The organism is Enterococcus sp. DIV1726a (assembly GCF_051710985.1).
GTDB classification, from domain to species: domain Bacteria; phylum Bacillota; class Bacilli; order Lactobacillales; family Enterococcaceae; genus Enterococcus_B; species Enterococcus_B hirae.
On record NZ_JBIOLS010000001.1, the window covers coordinates 2,292,791 to 2,313,956 of the forward strand.

The following is a 21,166-nucleotide window of genomic DNA, read 5'->3' on the forward strand; positions in this document are numbered from 1 at the left end:
TTCTTAGCATCTCCTTTAAGAGCTGCTACATCCTACATGCAGCGAATGCGAAAATAAAACCGCGAACAACTTGTCCTTCGTCAAAGAGGCAACATCCCATCCTCTCAGCACTTAACGCTTTATTTTCTACTCTGTTTATTTTTGGGAAGTCATTCCCAGCAAAACTATAGCATAGATCACACACGACTGTAAATAAAAAAACATACATTCCCGAATAAAAAGCAATTCATGTTCGTGAAAAATCACACATTCAACGAACATAAATGGACGATCAATAGCAAATAACGAATTTTATTCCAGAGACAACGGTCGATTTTCTAACTCATGAACTACAGTACGGAAATCCAGAAAGCCAGCTTCTAGTCCTCGCAACAGTACTTCTGCTGTTCCAATATTGGTCGCTAAAGGAATTTCGTAAACATCCGATAAGCGGATCAGTGCAGTCACATCCGGTTCATGAGGCTGTGCAGCCAACGGATCTCGCAGAAAAATCACGAGGTCTAATTGATCTTCTGAGATCATTGCACCAATTTGTTGGTCACCACCTAAAGGACCGGATTTAAAGCGATGGACTTTTAAGCCAGTTGCTTCGGTGATTTTACCACCTGTTGTCCCAGTTGCGAATAATTCATGTTTTTCCAGGATTGCCTTATATGCGGTTGTCAACTTGATCATCAAGGGCTTTTTGCGGTCATGAGCTATTAAAGCAATTTTCATATTGATCATCCTTTCCTCTCTCAACATCTTGTTCCTACTCTCTATTTTACCTCAAGGTGTAGCATATTGCCCAAAAAGACAATCAATTCTTGTTCAAGTTGCCATTGAGCATAGATAACGCTTTCATTTATACTTAATTCAACATTAAAACTAAACAGAAAGCGTGGAATGAATCATGGTAGAAATGGCACTGAAACATGTATACAAACAATATGACAACGCAGAAAATTATTCCGTAACGGATTTTAACTTAGCAATCGATGATCGTGAATTTATTGTCTTTGTTGGACCTTCTGGTTGTGGAAAATCAACTACATTAAGAATGATTGCTGGGCTAGAAGATATCTCGGAAGGAGAATTAAGCATCGGCGGTAAAGTGATGAACGATGTAGCACCAAAAGATCGTGATATCGCTATGGTATTCCAGAACTATGCGTTATACCCACACATGACTGTATTTGACAATATGGCTTTTGGGTTGAAGTTGAGAAAGTATGACAAAGCAGACATCAAAAAACGGGTAGAAAATGCTGCTGAGATTTTAGGGCTTACTGAATATTTGAAACGTAAACCTGCTGCTCTCTCAGGTGGCCAACGTCAACGGGTTGCTTTAGGACGTGCCATCGTTCGTGACGCAAAAGTTTTCTTGATGGATGAACCATTATCAAACTTAGATGCAAAATTACGGGTAGCGATGCGTGCTGAGATCGCCAAACTCCATCAACGTTTAGAAACAACAACCATCTATGTAACCCACGACCAAACAGAAGCAATGACGATGGCAGATCGTATCGTTATCATGAAAGATGGCTTTATCCAACAGATCGGTACGCCAAAAGAAGTGTATGACACACCAGTCAATATGTTCGTCGCAGGCTTTATCGGTTCACCTGCAATGAACTTCTTCAACGTTACTTTAAACAATGGAGTAATCAGTGACGGTCATGGCTTAAAATTAAAAATCCCTGAAGGAAAAAACAAAGTCTTAGTTGAAAAAGGCTATGAAGGGAAAGAAGTTGTTTTTGGTATTCGCCCTGAAGATATCCACAGTGAACAAGTGGTGTTAGAAGCACAACCCGAAGCAGTTGTTCATTCAGAAGTTGTTGTATCAGAATTGTTAGGTGCAGAAACCATGCTTTATACCCGAACAGGTACAACTGAATTTATTTCAAAAGTCGATGCACGTGACTTCCATAAACCAGGGGAAATGGTCGACTTAGCATTCAATATCAGCAAAGGACATTTCTTTGACAAATCAACTGAAGAAGTGATCGGATTGCCATAAAAATTAAAAAATCAGCTTTTGATGTAAGTTTTAGCAGAAACTATGCCAAAAGCTAGAACTATAACAAATAAGCCGAAAGTGCTGTGTTCATACACAGCACTTTCGGCTTATTCATTTTAAAGGAGTTATCTCTAGTTAAAGAGGAAAAACTGATTGATAATGGTACTTTTTTCAAGCCATTTTCTTGATTGATTTCGTTGAAGGTGTCTTCTGACTTACTTGCTTAGCTTTAGTGAAAACTGGAATATCAAAGTATTTGCTCAATGTTCCGGCTACAAAATAAGCAATATTGTAATCGACTAAACTATGGATCAATCCACCAATTCCCATTAGGATAAAGACTGTATAAAAATAGCCTTCAGAATAATAAGTTTCTGGCATGTTCCCTACAAAGAAAAAGACACTAACCACTAACATTTCCGCAATCGAATGAATGATACCTATCACAAAATTGAAACTTTGGAAGCGCCAGTTGGCTAAAGTAAATTGGCCATTTTTTAAAACGATTTCTGGTTTCTTTTGCAAATACCAAGAACCAATCACTGCAAAAATCAAATGAGATAATGCACGCAGCGCAATAATTACTGGTGTGGTCAAAAAGAAGCCAAATGTTGTACCCAAAGCAACGGTAATCGCAATTCCTGGTGAAAAAAACATCGCAATAAATATGGGTACATGAGAAGCCAAAGTAAAAGAAGCTGGTGGAATCATGATTTTTGGCATGACCATTGGAATAATAACCCCCATAGCTATCAACAAGGCAGAAATAGTCAGGGATCGTACTGATTTTTTTTTCATTTTTTTCTCTCCTAATGTGTCTTGACACCTTTATGATGTCTTATTTTAACTTTAACAACAAGATGTGTCAAGACACATCAATCAGAAAAATGTTGAATGAGCCTTTTTCATGTATTCAATTATCCGACACCAGATAAAGTAAATTTTGAATGAAGCTTATACAAGAAATATGTTTTAAACTATAGTCTCTGCTAGCTACATCATCTCCTTCAATTTTTGTCTATATAGATGAAAGATAAATACAAAAATAAACCCGTCCACCCTCACTGAAGTTTATGACAGGTTTATTTTTGGTTGTTTTACTTCAATCAAAAAAATTTTTTTCTTTTTTATAAGGATAGCTCCACCAAAACAACAGTATGAACACGATAAAAAAAATTACTTTTAGATAGGCAGGAACATCCCTGAAATAAACTCTTACTGTTTTTCCAAAATCATCATGAATGAATAATCTAATGAAATTAGATACACAAAAAAATAGTGTCAGTCCCCAAAAAATCAGTCTCTTTGTTCCTTTCATTTTCTTACACTCATCCTATAAGAAAATGAAGCTAGCAGTCTTAACAGTCCAATGAGCTGCGGTTCTATTCCATCCATGATTCACTAACCAATTTTCTGCACCTTGTTCTAAATTATCTTGCCACTCGAATAAGTAATTAGTAACATCACTTACCGTTTTTTCACCCGTTTTAGCTACTAACCATTTGGCTATCTTTTTAATGACGGCAATTTTCCAGCGAGGAGTTGGTTGTCTATCGGACTCGTATTTTTCTTTTAATATTTGTAATTGCTCCACTTGGGATAAGTGAGCCCCGGATACTAATCGTTCAAATTCTGCTTTCTTTTCATTTGATAAATCGTTGTAGTATTTGTCAAATTCGTTTGTGGCGGTAAAGTTTGTAGCTTTTTCTGAAGCAAATACATTGGTAACAGGGGCAATTGATCCGCCAACGGTAATCAATGTTAACCCCAAAACAATCGATTGGTTCATTTTGTTCATTACCTCACCCTTCTTTCTCCTTAGTAATCAAAATAAGTTCTAAAAATTCATCGTGTTCATTTATGATTATAGTATCGTTTTATTCTAAAAAAATTTATTTTCATAAGAAACTATTTTTCGGTCTAAACCGTTAGCCATTCTTAAATACATGAACGATTATGATCTTAAACTGAGATTACAGGAATCGGGTTACAGGAGTCATTTACTTATTTTTCAATTAGTGATGAACATCCAACTCATTTTATTGGACTTAGATAAACAAAACGCCTAAAAGCTAGCATGCTAGACTTTTAGGCGTTTTGTTTTCTTTATTGAATTAGATTAGAACTTAATTTTTCTCGCTCATCTCTTCCATTGCATTACTTAATGCAGCAAATTCGGCTAATGAGAGGGTTTCTCCACGACGTTTAGGATCGATGTTAGCTTTTTCTAAACTAGTCGTTAACCAAGCTTTCGTTGCTTCATCTTTGCCATATGAAGATTGTAAGTTATTCCATAATGTTTTTCTTCGTTGCTGAAACGCTGCTTTTGTCAATCGGAAAAATGCCTTTTCATCCGTAACCGCTACAGCTGGTTGCTTTCTTCTGGTTAGTTTCAAGATAGCTGAATCGACATTCGGTTGTGGAACAAAAACAGTCTTAGGTACGATGAAAGCAACAGATGCTTCCATATAATACTGTACAGCGATTGATAATGAGCCATATGCTTTTGTACCGGGATTTGCAGAAATACGATCAGCAACTTCTTTTTGCATCATCACAACCATTTCTTCTACTTGCAGATCTGATTCTAAGAAATGCATCATGATCGGTGTCGTAATATAATAAGGTAAATTTGCAACAACTTTGATCGGTAAAGCTTGTTCAAAATAGGTTGTTGCTGCCTGATCTAAATTAGTTTTTAAAATATCTTGATGAACAACAGTCACATTAGGATAAGGAGCTAACGTATCTTTTAACACAGGAATCAAGCGATCATCGATTTCAAAGGCAACGACTTGGTTGGCATTACGTGCTAGTTGTTCCGTCAACGCTCCAATACCTGGACCAACTTCGATGACATTTGTTTGTTGATCGATTTCGCCAGTTTCCACGATTTTTCTTAAGATATTTGGCTCAGTCAAAAAATTTTGACCTAAACTTTTTTTAAATGAAAATCCATGTTTCAATAAGATTTCTTTTGTTCTAGAAGGTGTCGCAATATCACGCTGTTCACTCATGTTGTTCCTCCACTTTTTTCATTGCTTGGGCAAATTCCTCTGGTGTGATCCGAAACATTTTTAAACGCTTCTCCAGTTGTTTCCCATTGGTATAACCAATTCTTAATTCGTCCCCTAATTTTTCACGTTTTTCTTTTGCTTGCGCTCCCGCTATTAAACCATGAGAAATCAGCACTTGTCTAGTAATTTCCGTTTCGTCTTCCTCAAAAGATGGGGTGATTACTTTTTTCAATGCTTCTAAGATGGCCTCATCACTAGCATGTTCAACGCCAAGACTTCCTTGTTTTTTAGGACGTGCTTGTTGACGAGGTAAGAAAGCATGTTTTGCCTGAGGAACGACTTCCATGATCGTCTTGCGGATTTTCTCACCCGAAAAATCAGGATCAGTAAAGATGATTACACCACGTGTTTCCTGCGCATGTTCAATCTGCATGAGTATTTCATCATTGATCGCTGAACCAATCGTTTCGATCGTGTCGACGTCGACTACTTCTTGGAGTCTTCTAGTATCGTCTTTTCCCTCAACGACTACAATTTCTTGGATTTTTAATTTAGTCATTTTCAGCGATCCTAAATAGACGATGAGCATTTTTCCAAGTTTGGAGCGCCACTTCTTCTACCGGAAGATTACGTAATTCGGCAATTTTTTCAACTGTATAACGGGTATAACCTGGCTCGTTTCGTTTCCCACGATAAGGTACTGGAGCTAAGTAAGGCGCATCCGTTTCTACTAGCAATCGATCGAGTGGAACATGAGTGGCTGCTTCTTGAACATCTTGCGCTTTTTTGAAAGTCACGACCCCACTAAATGAAATGTGCATTCCTAAATCAAGAAATCGTTTGGCCCATTCAAAATCGCCACTAAAACTATGCATGATTCCACCAATATCACGAATATCTTCTTCTTTTAAAATTTGATAAGTATCTGCTAACGCTTCTCTGGTATGGATACTGATCGGCAGATTCATTTCTTTCGCAATCGCAATTTGTCTACGAAAAACTTCAGCTTGCACTTCTTTCGGATCTTCCATCCAGTAATAATCTAAGCCGATTTCACCTAACGCTACCACTTTCGGCATCGTTAATTGCTCTTGTAATTTTTTCTCAACGTCTTTAGTATAACTTCCTGCTTCAGTAGGATGCCAACCAATAATACTATATATGTTTGAATAATCGTGACTAAGCTGTAATGATTTTTCGATCGTTGGGGTATCGAAACCTACTACCGCCATTTTTGTCACGCCCAACTCTTTGGCCCGTTCAATAGTTTCAGGAATATCATCATTAAATTGTTCCGCATTCAAATGGGTATGAGAATCAAATATCATTTTTTATCGCTCCTTTTCTTCATTACTTTAGCATATAAGTTGCTATGGCAGAAGTAGGAAAGACGAAAATCAGGTCAAATTTATTGAAATGCAAATTTCTAGTTGTAAATAAAAGAGGTTGAGACAAAAGTGTTCAGCATCAAGAAATAAGAAGGAATTTCCGAAAATTGACAAGAAACACAAAAACTAGTTTTTGATGTTGATTGTTACCTACTTGGTGCTTCTCAAATTTTTGGTAAATTTCGGCTTATTTCCGAAGATGCTACTTTTGTCTCACCGTGAACAAGAGGTCGTGAAAAGAGTGTTTTGACCTGAGCGTTAAGGATGGAAATCTCGAAACAGCTTCCCATGTTTTGAGATTTTTTGACTTATCGCCGAAGGTCAGCTCTTTGAACACCGTTTATCCGTTTTTAGAGATACTAGAAGAGACTGAGACAACTTTTGTCCCAGTCCCTTTTACATGACTATTAAATTAACGCTCGTCTTGTTTTTTCTTGTAATAATACACTGGGATACCTAGTAATGTGACAACAATCCCGATCATTGCCAAAGCTGTTTGAGTAAATAAAGTCATCCCTAAAATAAAGACAGCGCCAAAGATTGCAATCAATGGAATCATGGGATACAAAGGTACTTTGTATGGTCTTGGTAAGTCTGGTTGTTTTTTTCTTAAAACAAATACACCGATAAATATCAATAAGCTAAACAGCCACATAACAAAAATTAGCATATCAGTTAAAAAGTCGAATGAACCTAAACTCATCATAATGCACGCAATCACTAATTGAAAAAGTGCTGGAACATATGGCACTGTGAATTTTTTTGATAATTTCGTTAACTGTTTACTAAAAGGTAACTCACCTTCCAAAGCCATCGCATAAGGAATACGAATGCCGGTCAACGTGTACCCATTCAGTGCCCCATAAACAGAAATCAAGATACCGATCGTCACGATCTTTCCACCGATATTTCCAAAAATAACCGCTGATGCATCAGATGCTGCATTAAGGTTACCTGCAATCTGATCAATTGGCAGAGTTTTTAAGAAAACAAAGTTGATCAATAAGTAAACCACTGTTACAAAACTTAACCCTAAAATAATTGCTTTAGGTAAATCTTTTTCGGGACGTTTCATTTCCCCCGCCATTGCGCCGACACCAAGCCAGCCATCATAAGCGAATAAAGTTGCTAGTAAAGCACTACTTAAGCCTTCTGCAAACGACACATCTTTCCCTGCTTCAAATGGGAATAGTTGGATCGTTCCACTACCTGGTGTCAACAGTCCCCAAATAACGATGACAGCTAATGGAATCAATTTGATAATCAGTGTCGCAGACTGGACAGTCGTACCCACTTTTGTTCCTAGTAAATTCAAACCAGTAACAGAAATAGCAGTAATAATCGCAATTAATAGAAGATAATCCGTAGATATTTGTAATAAGTTCGTCATTTGTGTCGCAAAAATAATCGAAAGCGCCGCAATATTCGCTGGAAAATAAATCAAGCTTTGGGACCAACCCAGTAAAAAGCTCGGTAATTTTCCATAAGCGGCTTCAATATATTTGACTGCACCACCCGTTTCTGGGATCGCAGTTGCCAACTCAGCTACCGTTAGACCAGCACAGATCGTTAAAAATCCTCCTAATAGCCATGCCAATAAGGTCAAACTAGTCGATTGTGTACTTGCCGTAACAGCCGCTGTTTTAAAGAAAACTCCTGCCCCAATTACAGTTCCCATAACAGTTGCTAATGCGCCAAATAAGTTGATCTCTCGTTTTAACTTGCCTTTCATTCACATTCCCCTTTTCCCCGCAGTTTTTAATATAATTTTCAGTATAACGGAGAATATTTTGTTTTACCATCATTTTTTTCAGTAAATTTATTGAAAGATACCACCTTAGACCTATGAATCCTCCATTCGCCTCAATTATAATTAATGTAGGTTAGATAAAGGAGGACCAATTATGGAATTTAATCGTTCTTACCCAAAACTGGCATCTTTCCTAAAGGATCATTTTGCCATTTCCAGAAAATCACAACAACAATCACTTTGGCATTGGTTCACGCTGATTTTGTTCGGGACATTCATTCTTGCTACTTTCACTCAACAGTTGCTTTTGTTGTTTAGCTTGATTCTGCTCGTTGCACTGATCAAAGGTCCCGGAATGATTCTATGGGGAGCCATTTATGCTTTTTTAATCAGCCTTTTTCCTCCTCTAGGTATCATTTTATCTGCGCTTTTCTTTCTATTGAATCTCAGTACTTTCACCAAAAATTGGCGAGTCACTTTAGTTGCTGGTTTCTTTTATTTTTACCCTGCAACGATCATGTCGTTAAGAACGCTCTCACAGCTCGATAATCCTTGGTTCCTTTATAGCAGTTTATTCGCTGGGTTAGTGCTACTCCATTTGATGTTGCAAAAACTTTACCAACGCTATGGGATTGGCCGAACGATTTTTTGGTACATTGTATCGATACCTTTTACTCTTTTAAGTTTCTTGTTACCAACTCGTTTAAAAGAGCGATTCAAAAAAATCCCCTCAAAAAAATAGTGTCAATTTGTATAGCGACCACCTAAAGTTAGATTTTTTGGTCTAACTTTAGGTGGTCGCTTTAATGTATCTATTTCAAGCAAAACATACTAAGATTAATATTTACGTTTGTTACATTTAGTAAACTGAAGAATGCTATTTACACAGTAAACTCATCATACTCTAAAAAATAGGAATTCTTAAATTTGTTGTGAAAGAGAAATCATCTCAATTAACCCTTGCGCAGCTTCACTGCCTTTATTCCCTGCTTTCGTCCCTGCTCGTTCAATTGCTTGTTCAATGGATTCCGTGGTTAATACCCCGAACATCACTGGAATATTGGACTCCAGGTTAATATGTGCGACTCCTTTGGCTACCTCATTGGAAACCAATTCATAATGAGTAGTTGCACCTCTGATAACTGTCCCCAACGTAATCAACCCATCGTAACTGTCCTTTTTGCTGAGCTTTTTGGTAATAAAAGGAATTTCAAAAGCTCCTGGTACCCAATAAATATCAATTTGTTCTTCTTTCACACCGTGCCTTTTTAAATTATCCAAAGCTCCTTGTAATAATTTTTGATTGATAAATTCATTAAAACGCGCGACTACAATTCCGATTCGAAGATCCTTTGGAGAATAATTTCCTTCAAAAATTGTCATTTTCTTGCTCCTTTATTTTTATACTGATAAGTAATGGTGAAACTTATCTTTTTTTGTTTTTAAATAGGCTTGGTTTTCCTTTTTCGGAACGGTTTCAATTGGTACCCTATCGACAATCGTAATTCCATCTTGTTGTAACTCTATTACTTTATCGGGATTGTTTGTAAGTAAACGAATGGACGTTACACCAATTGATTTTAAAATTTCTGCTGCAAAGTGATAATCCCGTTCATCCGGAGCAAAGCCCAATTCAGTATTTGCTTCATAAGTATCCAATCCTTTTTCCTGCAATTGATACGCTTTTAACTTATTCCTCAATCCGATTCCGCGGCCTTCTTGACGAAGATAAAGAATAGCTCCAGTCCCCTCTTCCTCGATCATTCTCATCGCTTCATGTAACTGTTCCCCACAATCGCAACGCTGAGACCCGAAGACATCACCAGTTAGACATTCCGAATGAACTCGGACTAATGTAGGAAACTGACTATTTTGAATATCTCCCTTTGTTAACAATAGATGCTCCCGTTTTTCTCCATCTTCATAAATAGTCAATTTGAAATCACCATAATCTGTCGGTAAATTTACGGTTATATGACTATTTTCTTCTAAATAATTTACCAACTCATCAATCGTAATTAAGGGTAATTGCCATTCTTCAGATAAACGGGTCAGATCTTTCATTCTTGCCATCGTTCCATCTTCTTTCAGAATCTCACAAATATAAGCAGCCTCTACACTATTAGCTAATTTGGCTAAATCAATTGCAGCTTCGGTGTGTCCTCGACGTATAAGCGTTCCGCCATCTACACTAATCAAAGGAAAAATATGTCCTGGTCTAAGAAAATCACTTGATTTCGAATGAGGATCAGCCAATGCTTTAATGGAAGTAGCTCGATCAAATACTGAAATACCAGTCTTCGTATGTTTATGATCCACACTAATCGTAAAAGCTGTACCAAACGCATCAGTATTATGAGTTGTCATTTCTCCTAAAGATAAGCGTTGCGCAATGTCATTAGAAATCGGCACACAGATTAATCCTCGACCAAATTTGGTCATGAAATTTACTGCCTCAGGTGTCACATATTCGGCTAAACCAACCAAATCTCCTTCTGATTCTCTATCTTCATCATCAGCTACAATGATTAATCTGCCCTTTTTCAAGGTCTTTATTGCTTCAGTAATATTCCTCATAATAAGTCCTTCTCCTTGTACATCTCAAATTTATTTCTCTGTGCCTTTACATATTTCCCAACGATATCCGTTTCTATATTCACAAGATGTCCTACACCTAAATTCCCCAGATTTGTTAAGGATTTAGAATGTGGAATCAGGCTAACAGAAAAGCTTGCTGTTGTTGTTTCCGTAACCGTTAAACTTACTCCATTAATTGCAATTGATCCTTGCGGAATGATTTCACCTGCATATTTGGTTGGATAAGCAAACGTCAAAATTAATGCGTTTTGATTCTCTATTTTCTTGATCAATCTTGTAACAGTATCAATATGTCCCGAAATAAAATGTCCTTCAAAGCGTTGTGTCATCAAAACTGCTCGTTCTAGATTTACCCTCTCTCCAACTTTTACAGTGGAGAAAGTAGTCCGTTTAAAAGTTTCAGGCATTATTTCAGCTTTAAAAAATGTGCTTGAAACCTCAATAGCAGTTAAACACACGCCATTGACTGCCATGCTATCTCCAATTTTGTAATCACTTAGTATACTGTTTGAAGCTTGGAAAGTGAGTTGGATCATTTGTTGGTTTCGTCTAATTTCTTTGACTTTTCCTTGCTCGGCGATTAATCCTGTGAACATTGCTTTCGTTTCCCCCTAACTCGAATGTCTTTTCCAAGCTGTTCAACTTCCAAAAATACTAGTTGTTGTTCTTTAGAAACTAAACGTTTACTATGAAAGGACATCGGACTGTTTCCACCAAAAAGTTTGGGCGCAATATAACTGATGACTTCATCCCAGAGATTTTCTGCTAAAAAAGCATCATGAATTTTCGCTCCACCTTCTATATACAGCGACTGAACACCTCTTTTTCTCATGGTCTCAATAAAGAAGGTAAAAGAAAACTTAGGCGTATAAAAAATAGTTACATGGGGAAACAGTTCCTTTAGCTTAGGGTTTTCCGTAAATATCCAGACTGGATTTGTTGTCGTTTGAAAAAGATTGAGTTTAGGATTTTTAAGAATCCGCCCTCTACGATCCAAAACAATGCGCACTGGTGGAAAGTTAGTTACGATATCAGGCAACAAAATAGGGTTATCAACTAGAACGGTTTCGCTTCCCACTACGATTCCTTGATGTTCTCCTCGCTCTTTCCGTACTCTTGAGATTGCCTCTGTACCTGTTATTGAGTACCGCGAACCTTCCTTTAAAGAAATCTTTCCATCTAGTGTAATAGCTTGTTTTAATGTGATATAGGGACGATCCCTTTCAAAAAAATGGTTATAAAAAGGGTTCAGTGCTCTACATTTCTCTTCTTCCACACCTACAATTACTTTGATCCCATGATTTTGTAAAAATTCTTTCCCTTTTCCTGCTACTAAAGGATTTGGGTCAAGTTGACCTATGACTACCGTTGAGATACCAGACTGAATAATAGCTTGCGTACAAGGCGGCTGTTTCCCTTGGTGGTTACAAGGTTCTAAGGTAACATATAGAGTTGAATTAAACAGTTCTTCGGGGGAATCACAATTTTGAATAGCATTTACTTCAGCGTGGGACTCGCCATATTGTAAATGGGCACCTAGTGAGAGTAGCTTTCCTTCTTTTACAATCGCTGCTCCAACTAATGGATTGGTAAAGGTATTTCCCTTTCCTTTTTTTGCCTCTTCAATCGCAGCCATCATGAAAGACTGGTGCATATCAATTCCCCCTTTCAACAAAAAAAGCCCTGCGAAATTAATCACAGGGCATAACTAAATAAACCTAAAGATAATCGATTTTAATACAAATAAAACCGATCTTCAGTCGATTTTTCTTCTCCCATCCAGACTTTAACTGTCGGTGCCAGATTCTCACTGGCTCAACCACAAAAATGTGGGTCACGGACTTCGAGTAAACTCGTCACCGTCGGTCGGGAATTACACCCTGCCCCGAAGAAATATTCAATTCGTTTAGAGTATATTCTTAAAACTTAATTGTGTCAACCTAAAAAATAGAGAGAAAATGGCGTATGGACGTCCTCGTTTATTTAATGCTAATCATATGATTAGAACAAGTATTACATATTTATAAAATAGTCTCCTAAAAATTGATTCATTTTACATAAATATCAGCTTTGTTATTTTCCGTCTTTTAAAATCGTTTACAAAAACTTGGTTATCTCGATTGTATGAAGTCACAATCTGTGACATCATGATAATGGTCATATTCCACAATTTCTGACTAATTGTACCTCTTTTTATGTTTAAATATAATTAAAAAGGAAAAAGAAATATAGGAGGTTTTTATGGAATTTGGAAAACTGTTAAAACAAGAAAGGAAGAAAATGAATTTGACCCAAGCGGATTTGGCTGAACAATTAAATGTAAGTCGTTCAGCGATTTCAAATTGGGAAATTGGTAGAAATTATCCCGATATTCAAACAATTATTGATATATCTAATGTTTTAGGTGTATCTCTTGATTATCTTTTGAATGAAGATCAAAAAATAATGGAAGCCGTGGATAATGATTTAACAAAGAAAAAAAAGATAAAAAAGATCTCTGTTATTTTGGCTGGATTACTATTAGTGGCTATTGGGACTATCATTTTTCTTTTATATCCAAAAAAACCTACGATAATTTTTGTTAAGGATGTTCTTCCAAAAAATTCTGAAATTTCCACCTTAAAGAAACATGAAATAAAGGAAGTTTTTCTTGAAGACCATCAATTAAAAATTATTTTACATATCACAGGAAATCAAGCTGGGTATTATGTAGAAAGTGGTGCTGACGAAATGACAGTTAGCCTCTATAAAACAAAAAATAAATCTTTGAAATCAAATAAACTTATCCCATACGATGGAGTGTTTACTATCGATTTAATCGAATACCCTCGCTTAAAAAATATTTATATCGCTTATTCTCCTAATTAATTTATTATTAATTTCGTCAGTTTAAAATCAAGTTAATAAGTCCTAATTTTGATAAAGACTGTCAATAGTCATTCAAAAATGTCGGTGTGTCCAAAACGACATTCTTGAATGACTATCGACAATCTCATCTTTCAACTCCCACAATTTTAAAAATATAAAATTTTTTTCTTCTGCTTGATTGCTTACCATATTTAAACATTCAGTTTTTCCAGATCCCCAAGTTCCATTTAAAAAAAATGTCTTTTTTTCTTTAATTAATTTTGAAAACATTTTTACTGCTTCTGTAGTATCAATTCTTTCTAACTCTATTTGCTTTATGACAATCCCCTCCTAAGAAATAAATTTCCCAAGTGTATCTTTTTTAATATATTTCAGTTCATTAGAATTATATATAGTAAAAATAGTTTGCGATTCACATAGCTGCCAAATAAGAATTTAGCACAATTTGGTACTAATACTAACTAGCGATTTATTTCCTATTGCTCAACTTAGTTATGGTACTATACGTTCTAAAGTTACATTATTTATCAGCTTAATCTCTTCGTTTCTCAATTTTCAATTTTAATCATGCTTTTCATTAGGTGCTCAATTTCGTTGACTGTATCTGTAAATGAAATGGATTTCGCAAACGTGTTAACTGAACGATATTTTTCCCACTGTTCTTCCAAGTAGTCGTTTCCTCTGATCTTTTCCATTTCTCTTTCATAATAAAAAGACAAAGATTCGGTATCTCCACGTTTTGTGAATGTATTTCGAACACTTTTATATAACTCTTTCGTATCAATATTTTCTAATTTTGGTATGGTAAATAAGTCATAGTAATCTTTTACTCTCGAATTATCTGTACCAAAGCTGAACGTAGCACTTAGCTTTTCTGCAATAATTTGTTCTGTTGGATAAGCTGGAATCTCCACTTTTTTATCTTCAAACATTAATTGGTGATAGTGTGTATCTACTTCAGGATAAATAGAATCTCCTGTTGTCACGTCCATTTTAAACGGCACACGCACTTTCTCTAAATTAGCCACCAATTTAATTTGAAATCCAGGATAAAAATCGGCTTCTCTTGTTTCCTTCATTCCTTGAATAGAGAAAACAATACCTTCTTTCGTGGGCTTCCTAATCAAATCATTAAAAATATTCTTCAATTTTTCTTCAGTTAATTTGCTATTTCTAAATGTCGTGTCGATATCAATTGTTGTCCTTCTATCGATTCCATATTTTGATCCTAATAAAAAGCCACCTTTCAAAATGAAGTCATTTTTGTACTTTGATTCAGAAATTTGTTCAATTAAACGATCCATCATAAAATGCCGTTGTACTAACTGTGCATTTAGCCCTGTACTCTTTGCTAAATTTCTGGTTTTTGATGCAAATTGTGTCGGTGTCATCTTTTCCCTCCATTAATATAAGCTTTGCATGTGGTATTTCATTTCTTTTTCTACATGTAGTTTTGTCATATAATCTCTTAATTTGCTCGGATCTCTCAATGGATCTTCCATGTACTCTTTTAATGCTGCTAATTTCATTTCGTATTCAATTTCATATCTCGGATTCCAAATATCACAAAGTGTACGCTCTTTATCATACATAGTAATAGGATTCCCTTGGAAGGAAGTTCCCTCTACTTTTCCTAGCTCATAAACTTCTTTCTTCACGAAATGAAATTGTAACTGCTGCTCTTTTGTAATTGAACGATCAACATTGTATCCATGGGGAAAAGTTAAATGAATGAATTTCGGCATATTCGTAGAAAGCTGGTAAATATCTAAAGTCGTTTCATGAGAAAAGATTCCCCTGGAAAATCGTTGCTGAAGCCAAAATAAATCATCTATTCCATGACCATCCTCTACATAATAACCACGATCAACTTTGATCAATTTTCCTTTATTCACCAATCTTTGTACAGTAGTTGCTGCGATTCCAAATTTTCTGGCTTCCTTCATAGATAAATTTCCATCGCGAATAGCCAACAATTCTTTCAATTTATCTTGCATTTACTTACCTCTTCTTTCGTTACAAATACACTACTTAAATTATATCATGGTAGTTTAATTGTAACAAGATGAACTTTGATGTCGATGAAATTCGCCAACATCTTTTTTATGATGTAAAAGGGTAAAAAAGACACCTGGAATCCTTTAGAATTAATTTGACGAATCAATTCATAGGAGGACTCAAAATGGCTTATACTCAGCTTATCGAAGGACTTTAAATATTCTAAACCTAATTATCTATTTTGAGGAAAATAATTTAACCCCAAAAAATATAATGGTAAATTTAATTGATTGGCAAAGATACTCTTCAATACACGCCCGAAGAATATCCACATTGTCATTTGTCGTCCCCTCTAGGATCTTTTGTTAGAAGTCCAGTTATTGCGACGTTTTATGATTCGTCGTGTTAAAACCAACCAAATAAAAAAGACAGAAAGAAATATTTCTTCTTTCTGTCCAAATTATTCTAAGATTATTCTTTACCAACATCATTTGACTACACTACTTTTTATGATGATTGGCTCACCATTCACGCTTACTGATTATTGACCTAAATCATATGGATGTTCATCTTACCCAATTTCTGAACCATTTGGCATTGATTTTGGCGCTTCGACTACTTGTAACGTGCCATCTGGTGCTTCTGCAGAAAGAATCATCCCTTGACTGATTTGTCCACGCATCTTACGTGGTTTCAAATTCGCTACGATCACTAGTTTTTTGCCGATCAATTCACTTGGATCAGGATAAAATTCAGCGATACCTGATAAAATTTGGCGGTCTTGGTTATCTCCCGCATCTAAACGGAATTGCAATAGCTTATCTGCTCCTTCAACTTTTTGACAGTTGATGACTTCAGCTACTTTTAATTCCACTTTTTCAAATACATCAAATTTGATTTGTTTGTCTTTAGTTGAAACAAGCTCAGTTTCTTCTGGGTCCCATTTCACTGATTCTTCATTCGTTTGGGTTCCTTCAGACATTTTCGCTTGGATATAGCTGATTTCTTCTTCCATGTCCAACCGTGGGAAAATTGGCGTACCTTTAGCAACTACTTTTGTTCCAGAAGGAAATTCGCCAAAGTGCAAGCCTTGAAGATTCATCGTTTCTGGGTCTAGTCCTAATTGATTAAAGATTTTAATTGGCGTTTCTGTCATGATCGGTTGCAATAAGATCGCAGTGATCCGTAATGATTCTGCTAGATGGATCATTACACTCGCTAATTCTTTTTTCTTGTCCTCGTCTTTGACTAAAACCCATGGCTCTGTTTCATCGATATATTTATTTGCACGAGAAATCAAGACCCAAATTTCAGCTAATGCCGTATTGAACTCCATTTTTTCCATCGCATCATGATATCGTCCAACGACATTTGCAGCTGTTGTTGATAATTCACTATCAAAAGGCGTCACTAAAGAAGCATAGTCAGGAACGATCCCATCACAATATTTATTGATCATTGCAACGGTACGATTCAATAGGTTTCCAAGATCGTTCGCCAAGTCATAGTTGACCCGAGAAACAAAATCTTCTGGTGTAAATACGCCATCTGAACCAAATGGAACAGCACGAAGTAAATAGTAACGTAACGCATCGAGACCATAACGTTCAACTAGCATCTCTGGATAAACCACGTTTCCTTTTGACTTAGACATTTTTCCGTCTTTCATCAACAACCAACCGTGACCAAAGACTTTTTTCGGTAACGGTAAATCTAATGCCATCAACATGATTGGCCAATAGATCGTATGGAAACGGACAATTTCTTTTCCAACCATATGGACATCTGCCGGCCAATATTTTTGGAATAAGCTATCATCATCAGAGCCGTAACCTAATGCAGTAATATAGTTGGATAACGCATCGATCCAAACATAAACGACATGTTTAGGGTCGTCTTTCACAGGGATTCCCCAACTAAATGTCGTTCTGGAAACAGCAAGATCTTCTAACCCTGGTTTGATAAAGTTATTGATCATTTCTTTCTTACGAGATTCTGGTTGGATAAATTCAGGATGCTCTTGGTAATACTCTAAAAGACGATCAGCATATTTGCTCATACGGAAGAAATAAGATTCTTCTTTGACTAATTCGACTTCATGCCCACTTGGAGCTTTCCCACCGATTACATTTCCTTCTTCGTCTTTATAAACTTCTGCTAATTGTGTTTCAGTGAAAAATTCTTCATCCGAAACAGAATACCAGCCTTCATATTCGCCAAGATAAATATCGCCTTGTTCAACTAGACGATCAAAGATTTTTTGAACAGCCGCTTTATGATAATCATCCGTTGTTCGAATGAATTTGTCATAACTGATATCCAGCGTTTTCCAAAGTTTTTTCACATCCGCAGCCATCTTATCGACATAGGCTTGTGGTTCAACACCTAATTCTGCTGCTTTTTTTTCTATTTTTTGACCGTGTTCATCCACCCCAGTTAGATAAAACACATCAAAGCCCATCAATCGCTTATAACGTGCAACTGCATCACAGGCAATCGTTGTATACGAATTACCAATATGCAGTTTGCCACTTGGATAATAGATTGGCGTCGTAATATAAAAAGTTTCCTTTTCTGCCATGGGGCTCTTCCTCCTTTATCGCATGATGCGAATTCATTTCCTTGCTAGTATACCATAAATCAAAAAGACTGCGACGATTTTTTCGCTACCCTCTAACAAATGCCTTTCCTCTTTATTATTTTCCTAGTAAAACATGCTATAATAATTAATAGTGTGTGAAAAGAAACCTAGGAATCAGTAAGTTTCGTTTTTAGTAAGCAGCACGTTTACATGTAGGTTATCTCTCACAATGTCACGGAATCTTGTAGCAGTCCCGTTGTTTTATTTTGACGAAACATAGCTTCGACTTAATAGTTGCTTATAGGAAGAAAACATCGTTCTCCCTTCTAAATAAACCTTTTTATAACAACCCAAAAGCAAGTGGATCTGAAATAGGCTGTTTATGTTTACGACTAATAGACAGTTCATTGTCCAAGAAAGGCTGAAATTTTATGCAAAAAAAACATCTTTATTTTACAATCAGTATTGCACTGCTTTCAGTGTTACACTGGCTGTTCAGCTATTTTTATATACGATTATATGGTTATTTTAACCTCCAAGGAAGCTTGAATCAGTTTCTTTTATTTACCCAAGTTTTTCGTTTTGTTCTCAATTTTTATATCATTTTTTGTGGGTATGTAACGCTTCGTGAAGAAAATAGAAAACTGTTACTAATCTATTTACTTTTCTTCTTCTTCAATTTACTCCTACCGTTTTTATTCCCTATCTAAGTATAGAAGTCTTTCTCCAAGGAAAACTTTGGTTTTTTTTTGGAGTCTGCTAAAATAAGATAAAAGTATATTTAAACAAGAACGTCATCAGGAGGTTAAAAGATGAAACAATTTGCTTCTAAAGAAGAGGAAAAGTTATATTATGAACATGAAGCAAGTGAAGCTGATTTTCTTGACTGGTATCAAAAGCAAGAACGCCCAGAATATGACAAACCTTCTTTGACTGTTGATATCGTGTTGATGTGTTACAACAAGGAAGAAGACCAGTTAAAAATTTTACTGATCCAAAGAAAAGGGCATCCCTACCGAAATTCATGGGCTTTACCAGGTGGTTTTGTCCAAAAGAATGAATCCACTGGTGAAAGTGTCTTACGTGAAACCAAAGAGGAAACGGGTGTCGTGATTTCTCAGGAAAATATTGAGCAGCTACACACCTTCAGCACACCGAACCGAGACCCTCGAGGCTGGGTCGTGACTGTCAGTTACTTGGCTTTTATTGGTGAAGAACCGTTGATTGCTGGTGACGATGCAGAAGAAGTCCGATGGTTTACCTTGACACGCCAAGGAAACAAAATCCATCTAACGAGTGATGAAGTTGCTATTTCTTTAGATTTACTGACAAGTGAATCTTCTGGCAAAGATACTTTAGCATTTGACCATAGTGAGATCATTACGAAAGCATTTAATCGAGTGACAAATAAAATGGAACATGAACCACAAGTCTTACAAGTATTAGGTAAAGATTTTACGATCACAGAAGCCCGAAAAGTATTTGCAAAATTTTTAGGGATCGATTTTAAAATGATTGATCATTCAAATTTCAAAAAAGCGATGCTGCAATATTTTGATGAAATTGGTGAACGACCAGTAGGAATTGGTCGTCCATCCAAGATTTATCAGTTGAAGCCTGGAAACTATGAATAAGGTGAAGATTTCAGAAAGCTGAAATACCAAAGATTTTTATTCGATTTTTCTGCAATCAGCAAATACCTGATCAGTCACCCATTAATGACCATCTGATGGATAAATACTTCTCATAAATAAGCCGAAGAATTACACAAAAGCAATGCTTTTGGTATTCTTCGGCTTATTTTAGAGGTTAGCCAGAAAGGTCATTACCTCTATGTTTGGTTTATCATAATTAGTGAGCTTTTCTTGAGAAGAAAATTCCTAGAAACAAAAACAGCAAGTGTTTTTTATCAACAAGGCGATCCCTAGCGCTCCTACCAGTTCATTTATTCAAAAATCACTTGTTTCCCGATTTTTTCTAGTTCTAGACTTTTATTAATCACTAAAGGATCGGTTTGTTCATTCATATTGATCAAAATCAACGTTTTATTATACCAGTTTGCTTTATACCTCAGCTTAGTCACTAATTTATACCAATCTTGAAGTGAGAAGTCTGACAAGAAAGTTTCATTAGGGACAGCTTCTACAAACAAATAGTCATAATAACGAATCAATTTGCCAGATAACTGTTCCAAATAATTTTCTTTTTGAAATTTTTGTTTTAAATAAAGATCCATTACTTTACGCTTTTGTTTTTGATAGTTCTTCGATCGTTCCAAACGAGCTTTTCGTTTCTGAGCTGCCCGTCCCTTAATCCCTAATTTTCTCTTAGCCAGCTGCATTTCTTTTTCAGTTTTTTTCAACAATGGTAATGGTACATCAACTGGAGAGGATGTCTCGATTAGTTTTTGCGGATCATAAGCCACACCGATCCAACGACGAGACTCTGTTATTTCTTTCGCTGAAATCTCACAGAGTAAAGAAACATAAAAAGCTTCATTATAACGTGAGGAGATCGTCGCTGAACGAATCTCTCCTTCGATTGGTCGATGGAGGTTTACCTGAATGAGTTCTTTCTGTTTTGGCAGTTTTAGATACTTATCTTTCAAATAAATTGTGCCTTTTTGATTATTTGTTGTATAAGACTGCCACATACTTTTTTTATTTTTCAATTTTGGAAAACTGGCACGTTTTTTAAAATAATTACGAAACGCACGATCTAGATTTAGTTGTGCATTCGCAAGCGCTAAGCTGTCTGCTTTTTTTAAAAAATCATATTGCTTTTTTAAAGAAGCAGGAGTCAGTGTATAATCGATGACACCTGTTTTAGCGTAGCTTTCCTGACGGGCTTTTAGTAAGTGGTTATACGTAAAACGAACACAGCCAAAATTTTGAACAAACCATTGCTTTTGTGAAGCCGTGGGATAAATTCGGAATTTAAAGGCTTTTAGCATCAGCACTTACC

21 protein-coding genes and 2 riboswitches are annotated in these 21,166 nt (G+C 36.1%); of the genes, 5 read left to right on the top strand and 16 right to left on the bottom strand.

Annotated elements, in window-relative coordinates; translation table 11 throughout:
- Positions 1–37: 37 nt before the first annotated feature.
- Positions 38–136, bottom strand: a riboswitch (THF riboswitch).
- Between the two features lie 155 nt (positions 137–291).
- Positions 292–717, bottom strand: coding sequence for a methylglyoxal synthase (mgsA, locus tag IGJ27_RS10395; protein ID WP_014834468.1), 426 nt, complete (start codon positions 715–717; stop codon positions 292–294).
- A 175-nt stretch (positions 718–892) separates the two neighbouring features.
- Here mgsA and IGJ27_RS10400 point away from each other — a divergent pair, with 175 nt between their 5' ends.
- A complete protein-coding gene (locus IGJ27_RS10400; protein WP_010720765.1) occupies positions 893–2,002 on the top strand; it encodes an ABC transporter ATP-binding protein in 1,110 nt (369 codons plus the stop codon).
- A gap of 171 nt (positions 2,003–2,173) precedes the next feature.
- On the opposite strand, the gene IGJ27_RS10405 is transcribed toward IGJ27_RS10400, so the two are convergent.
- The 6 genes from IGJ27_RS10405 to IGJ27_RS10430 all read right to left on the bottom strand — a co-directional run bounded on the left by IGJ27_RS10405 (position 2,174) and on the right by IGJ27_RS10430 (position 8,139).
- Positions 2,174–2,800, bottom strand: coding sequence for a hypothetical protein (locus tag IGJ27_RS10405; RefSeq protein ID WP_010720766.1), 627 nt, complete (start codon positions 2,798–2,800; stop codon positions 2,174–2,176).
- A 535-nt stretch (positions 2,801–3,335) separates the two neighbouring features.
- Positions 3,336–3,800, bottom strand: a complete 465-nt coding sequence (locus tag IGJ27_RS10410; protein ID WP_034700608.1) for a hypothetical protein — start codon at positions 3,798–3,800, stop codon at positions 3,336–3,338.
- A 328-nt stretch (positions 3,801–4,128) separates the two neighbouring features.
- Positions 4,129–5,019: a 16S rRNA (adenine(1518)-N(6)/adenine(1519)-N(6))-dimethyltransferase RsmA gene (gene rsmA / locus IGJ27_RS10415; protein ID WP_178305732.1), complete on the bottom strand. Its 891-nt coding sequence runs from the start codon at positions 5,017–5,019 to the stop codon at positions 4,129–4,131.
- Entirely contained in the window at positions 5,012–5,578 is a 567-nt protein-coding gene (rnmV, locus tag IGJ27_RS10420; RefSeq protein WP_010720769.1) for a ribonuclease M5, read from the bottom strand. Before rnmV ends, rsmA begins: the two co-directional genes overlap by 8 nt.
- Positions 5,571–6,347 (bottom strand): TatD family hydrolase, encoded by a 777-nt coding sequence (locus IGJ27_RS10425; RefSeq protein ID WP_010720770.1) that lies wholly within the window; start codon positions 6,345–6,347, stop codon positions 5,571–5,573. The genes rnmV and IGJ27_RS10425 overlap by 8 nt, the downstream gene beginning before the upstream one ends.
- Before the next feature lie 472 nt (positions 6,348–6,819).
- The gene (locus IGJ27_RS10430; protein ID WP_178305731.1) at positions 6,820–8,139 is read right to left on the bottom strand and encodes an APC family permease; all 1,320 of its coding nucleotides are present in this window, start codon (positions 8,137–8,139) and stop codon (positions 6,820–6,822) included.
- Between the two features lie 172 nt (positions 8,140–8,311).
- Between IGJ27_RS10430 and IGJ27_RS10435 the strand changes: the two genes are divergently transcribed.
- Positions 8,312–8,899, top strand: a complete 588-nt coding sequence (locus tag IGJ27_RS10435; protein ID WP_178305730.1) for a hypothetical protein — start codon at positions 8,312–8,314, stop codon at positions 8,897–8,899.
- Between the two features lie 179 nt (positions 8,900–9,078).
- Here the strand turns inward: IGJ27_RS10435 and ribH are convergent, their stop codons facing one another.
- The 4 genes from ribH to ribD are packed head-to-tail and all read right to left on the bottom strand — an operon-like array spanning position 9,079 to position 12,409.
- Positions 9,079–9,540, bottom strand: a complete 462-nt coding sequence (ribH, locus tag IGJ27_RS10440; RefSeq protein ID WP_010720773.1) for a 6,7-dimethyl-8-ribityllumazine synthase — start codon at positions 9,538–9,540, stop codon at positions 9,079–9,081.
- A gap of 18 nt (positions 9,541–9,558) precedes the next feature.
- Entirely contained in the window at positions 9,559–10,734 is a 1,176-nt protein-coding gene (gene ribA, locus IGJ27_RS10445; RefSeq protein ID WP_178305729.1) for a GTP cyclohydrolase II, read from the bottom strand.
- A complete protein-coding gene (gene ribE / locus IGJ27_RS10450) occupies positions 10,731–11,351 on the bottom strand; it encodes a riboflavin synthase (RefSeq protein ID WP_088762121.1) in 621 nt (206 codons plus the stop codon). The genes ribA and ribE overlap by 4 nt, the downstream gene beginning before the upstream one ends.
- The gene (ribD, locus tag IGJ27_RS10455; RefSeq protein ID WP_178305728.1) at positions 11,336–12,409 is read right to left on the bottom strand and encodes a bifunctional diaminohydroxyphosphoribosylaminopyrimidine deaminase/5-amino-6-(5-phosphoribosylamino)uracil reductase RibD; all 1,074 of its coding nucleotides are present in this window, start codon (positions 12,407–12,409) and stop codon (positions 11,336–11,338) included. The genes ribE and ribD overlap by 16 nt, the downstream gene beginning before the upstream one ends.
- Positions 12,410–12,518: 109 nt before the next feature.
- A riboswitch (FMN riboswitch) is annotated at positions 12,519–12,652 on the bottom strand.
- Positions 12,653–12,996: 344 nt separating this feature from the next.
- Here ribD and IGJ27_RS10460 point away from each other — a divergent pair.
- A complete protein-coding gene (locus tag IGJ27_RS10460; RefSeq protein WP_256733906.1) occupies positions 12,997–13,623 on the top strand; it encodes a helix-turn-helix domain-containing protein in 627 nt (208 codons plus the stop codon).
- A gap of 72 nt (positions 13,624–13,695) precedes the next feature.
- On the opposite strand, the gene IGJ27_RS10465 is transcribed toward IGJ27_RS10460, so the two are convergent.
- From IGJ27_RS10465 to metG, 4 genes are all read right to left on the bottom strand, one after another.
- A complete protein-coding gene (locus tag IGJ27_RS10465; RefSeq protein ID WP_025480301.1) occupies positions 13,696–13,893 on the bottom strand; it encodes a P-loop NTPase fold protein in 198 nt (65 codons plus the stop codon).
- A 278-nt stretch (positions 13,894–14,171) separates the two neighbouring features.
- Entirely contained in the window at positions 14,172–15,014 is an 843-nt protein-coding gene (locus tag IGJ27_RS10470; protein ID WP_034700623.1) for a nucleotidyl transferase AbiEii/AbiGii toxin family protein, read from the bottom strand.
- Positions 15,015–15,026: 12 nt separating this feature from the next.
- On the bottom strand, positions 15,027–15,620 hold the full coding sequence (locus IGJ27_RS10475) for a type IV toxin-antitoxin system AbiEi family antitoxin domain-containing protein (RefSeq protein WP_010737159.1): 594 nt from the start codon (positions 15,618–15,620) through the stop codon (positions 15,027–15,029).
- 572 nt (positions 15,621–16,192) lie between these two features.
- The gene (gene metG / locus IGJ27_RS10480) at positions 16,193–18,202 is read right to left on the bottom strand and encodes a methionine--tRNA ligase (RefSeq protein ID WP_010720780.1); all 2,010 of its coding nucleotides are present in this window, start codon (positions 18,200–18,202) and stop codon (positions 16,193–16,195) included.
- A 431-nt stretch (positions 18,203–18,633) separates the two neighbouring features.
- On the opposite strand from metG, the gene IGJ27_RS10485 reads away from it, so the two are divergent.
- Together IGJ27_RS10485 and IGJ27_RS10490 are read left to right on the top strand one after the other, a co-directional pair.
- Entirely contained in the window at positions 18,634–18,912 is a 279-nt protein-coding gene (locus IGJ27_RS10485) for a hypothetical protein (protein ID WP_081128502.1), read from the top strand.
- Positions 18,913–19,014: 102 nt separating this feature from the next.
- Positions 19,015–19,836, top strand: coding sequence for an NUDIX domain-containing protein (locus IGJ27_RS10490; protein ID WP_010737158.1), 822 nt, complete (start codon positions 19,015–19,017; stop codon positions 19,834–19,836).
- A 311-nt stretch (positions 19,837–20,147) separates the two neighbouring features.
- On the opposite strand, the gene IGJ27_RS10495 is transcribed toward IGJ27_RS10490, so the two are convergent.
- Positions 20,148–21,155 (bottom strand): RNA-guided endonuclease TnpB family protein, encoded by a 1,008-nt coding sequence (locus IGJ27_RS10495; RefSeq protein ID WP_178305727.1) that lies wholly within the window; start codon positions 21,153–21,155, stop codon positions 20,148–20,150.
- Positions 21,156–21,166 lie beyond the last annotated feature (11 nt).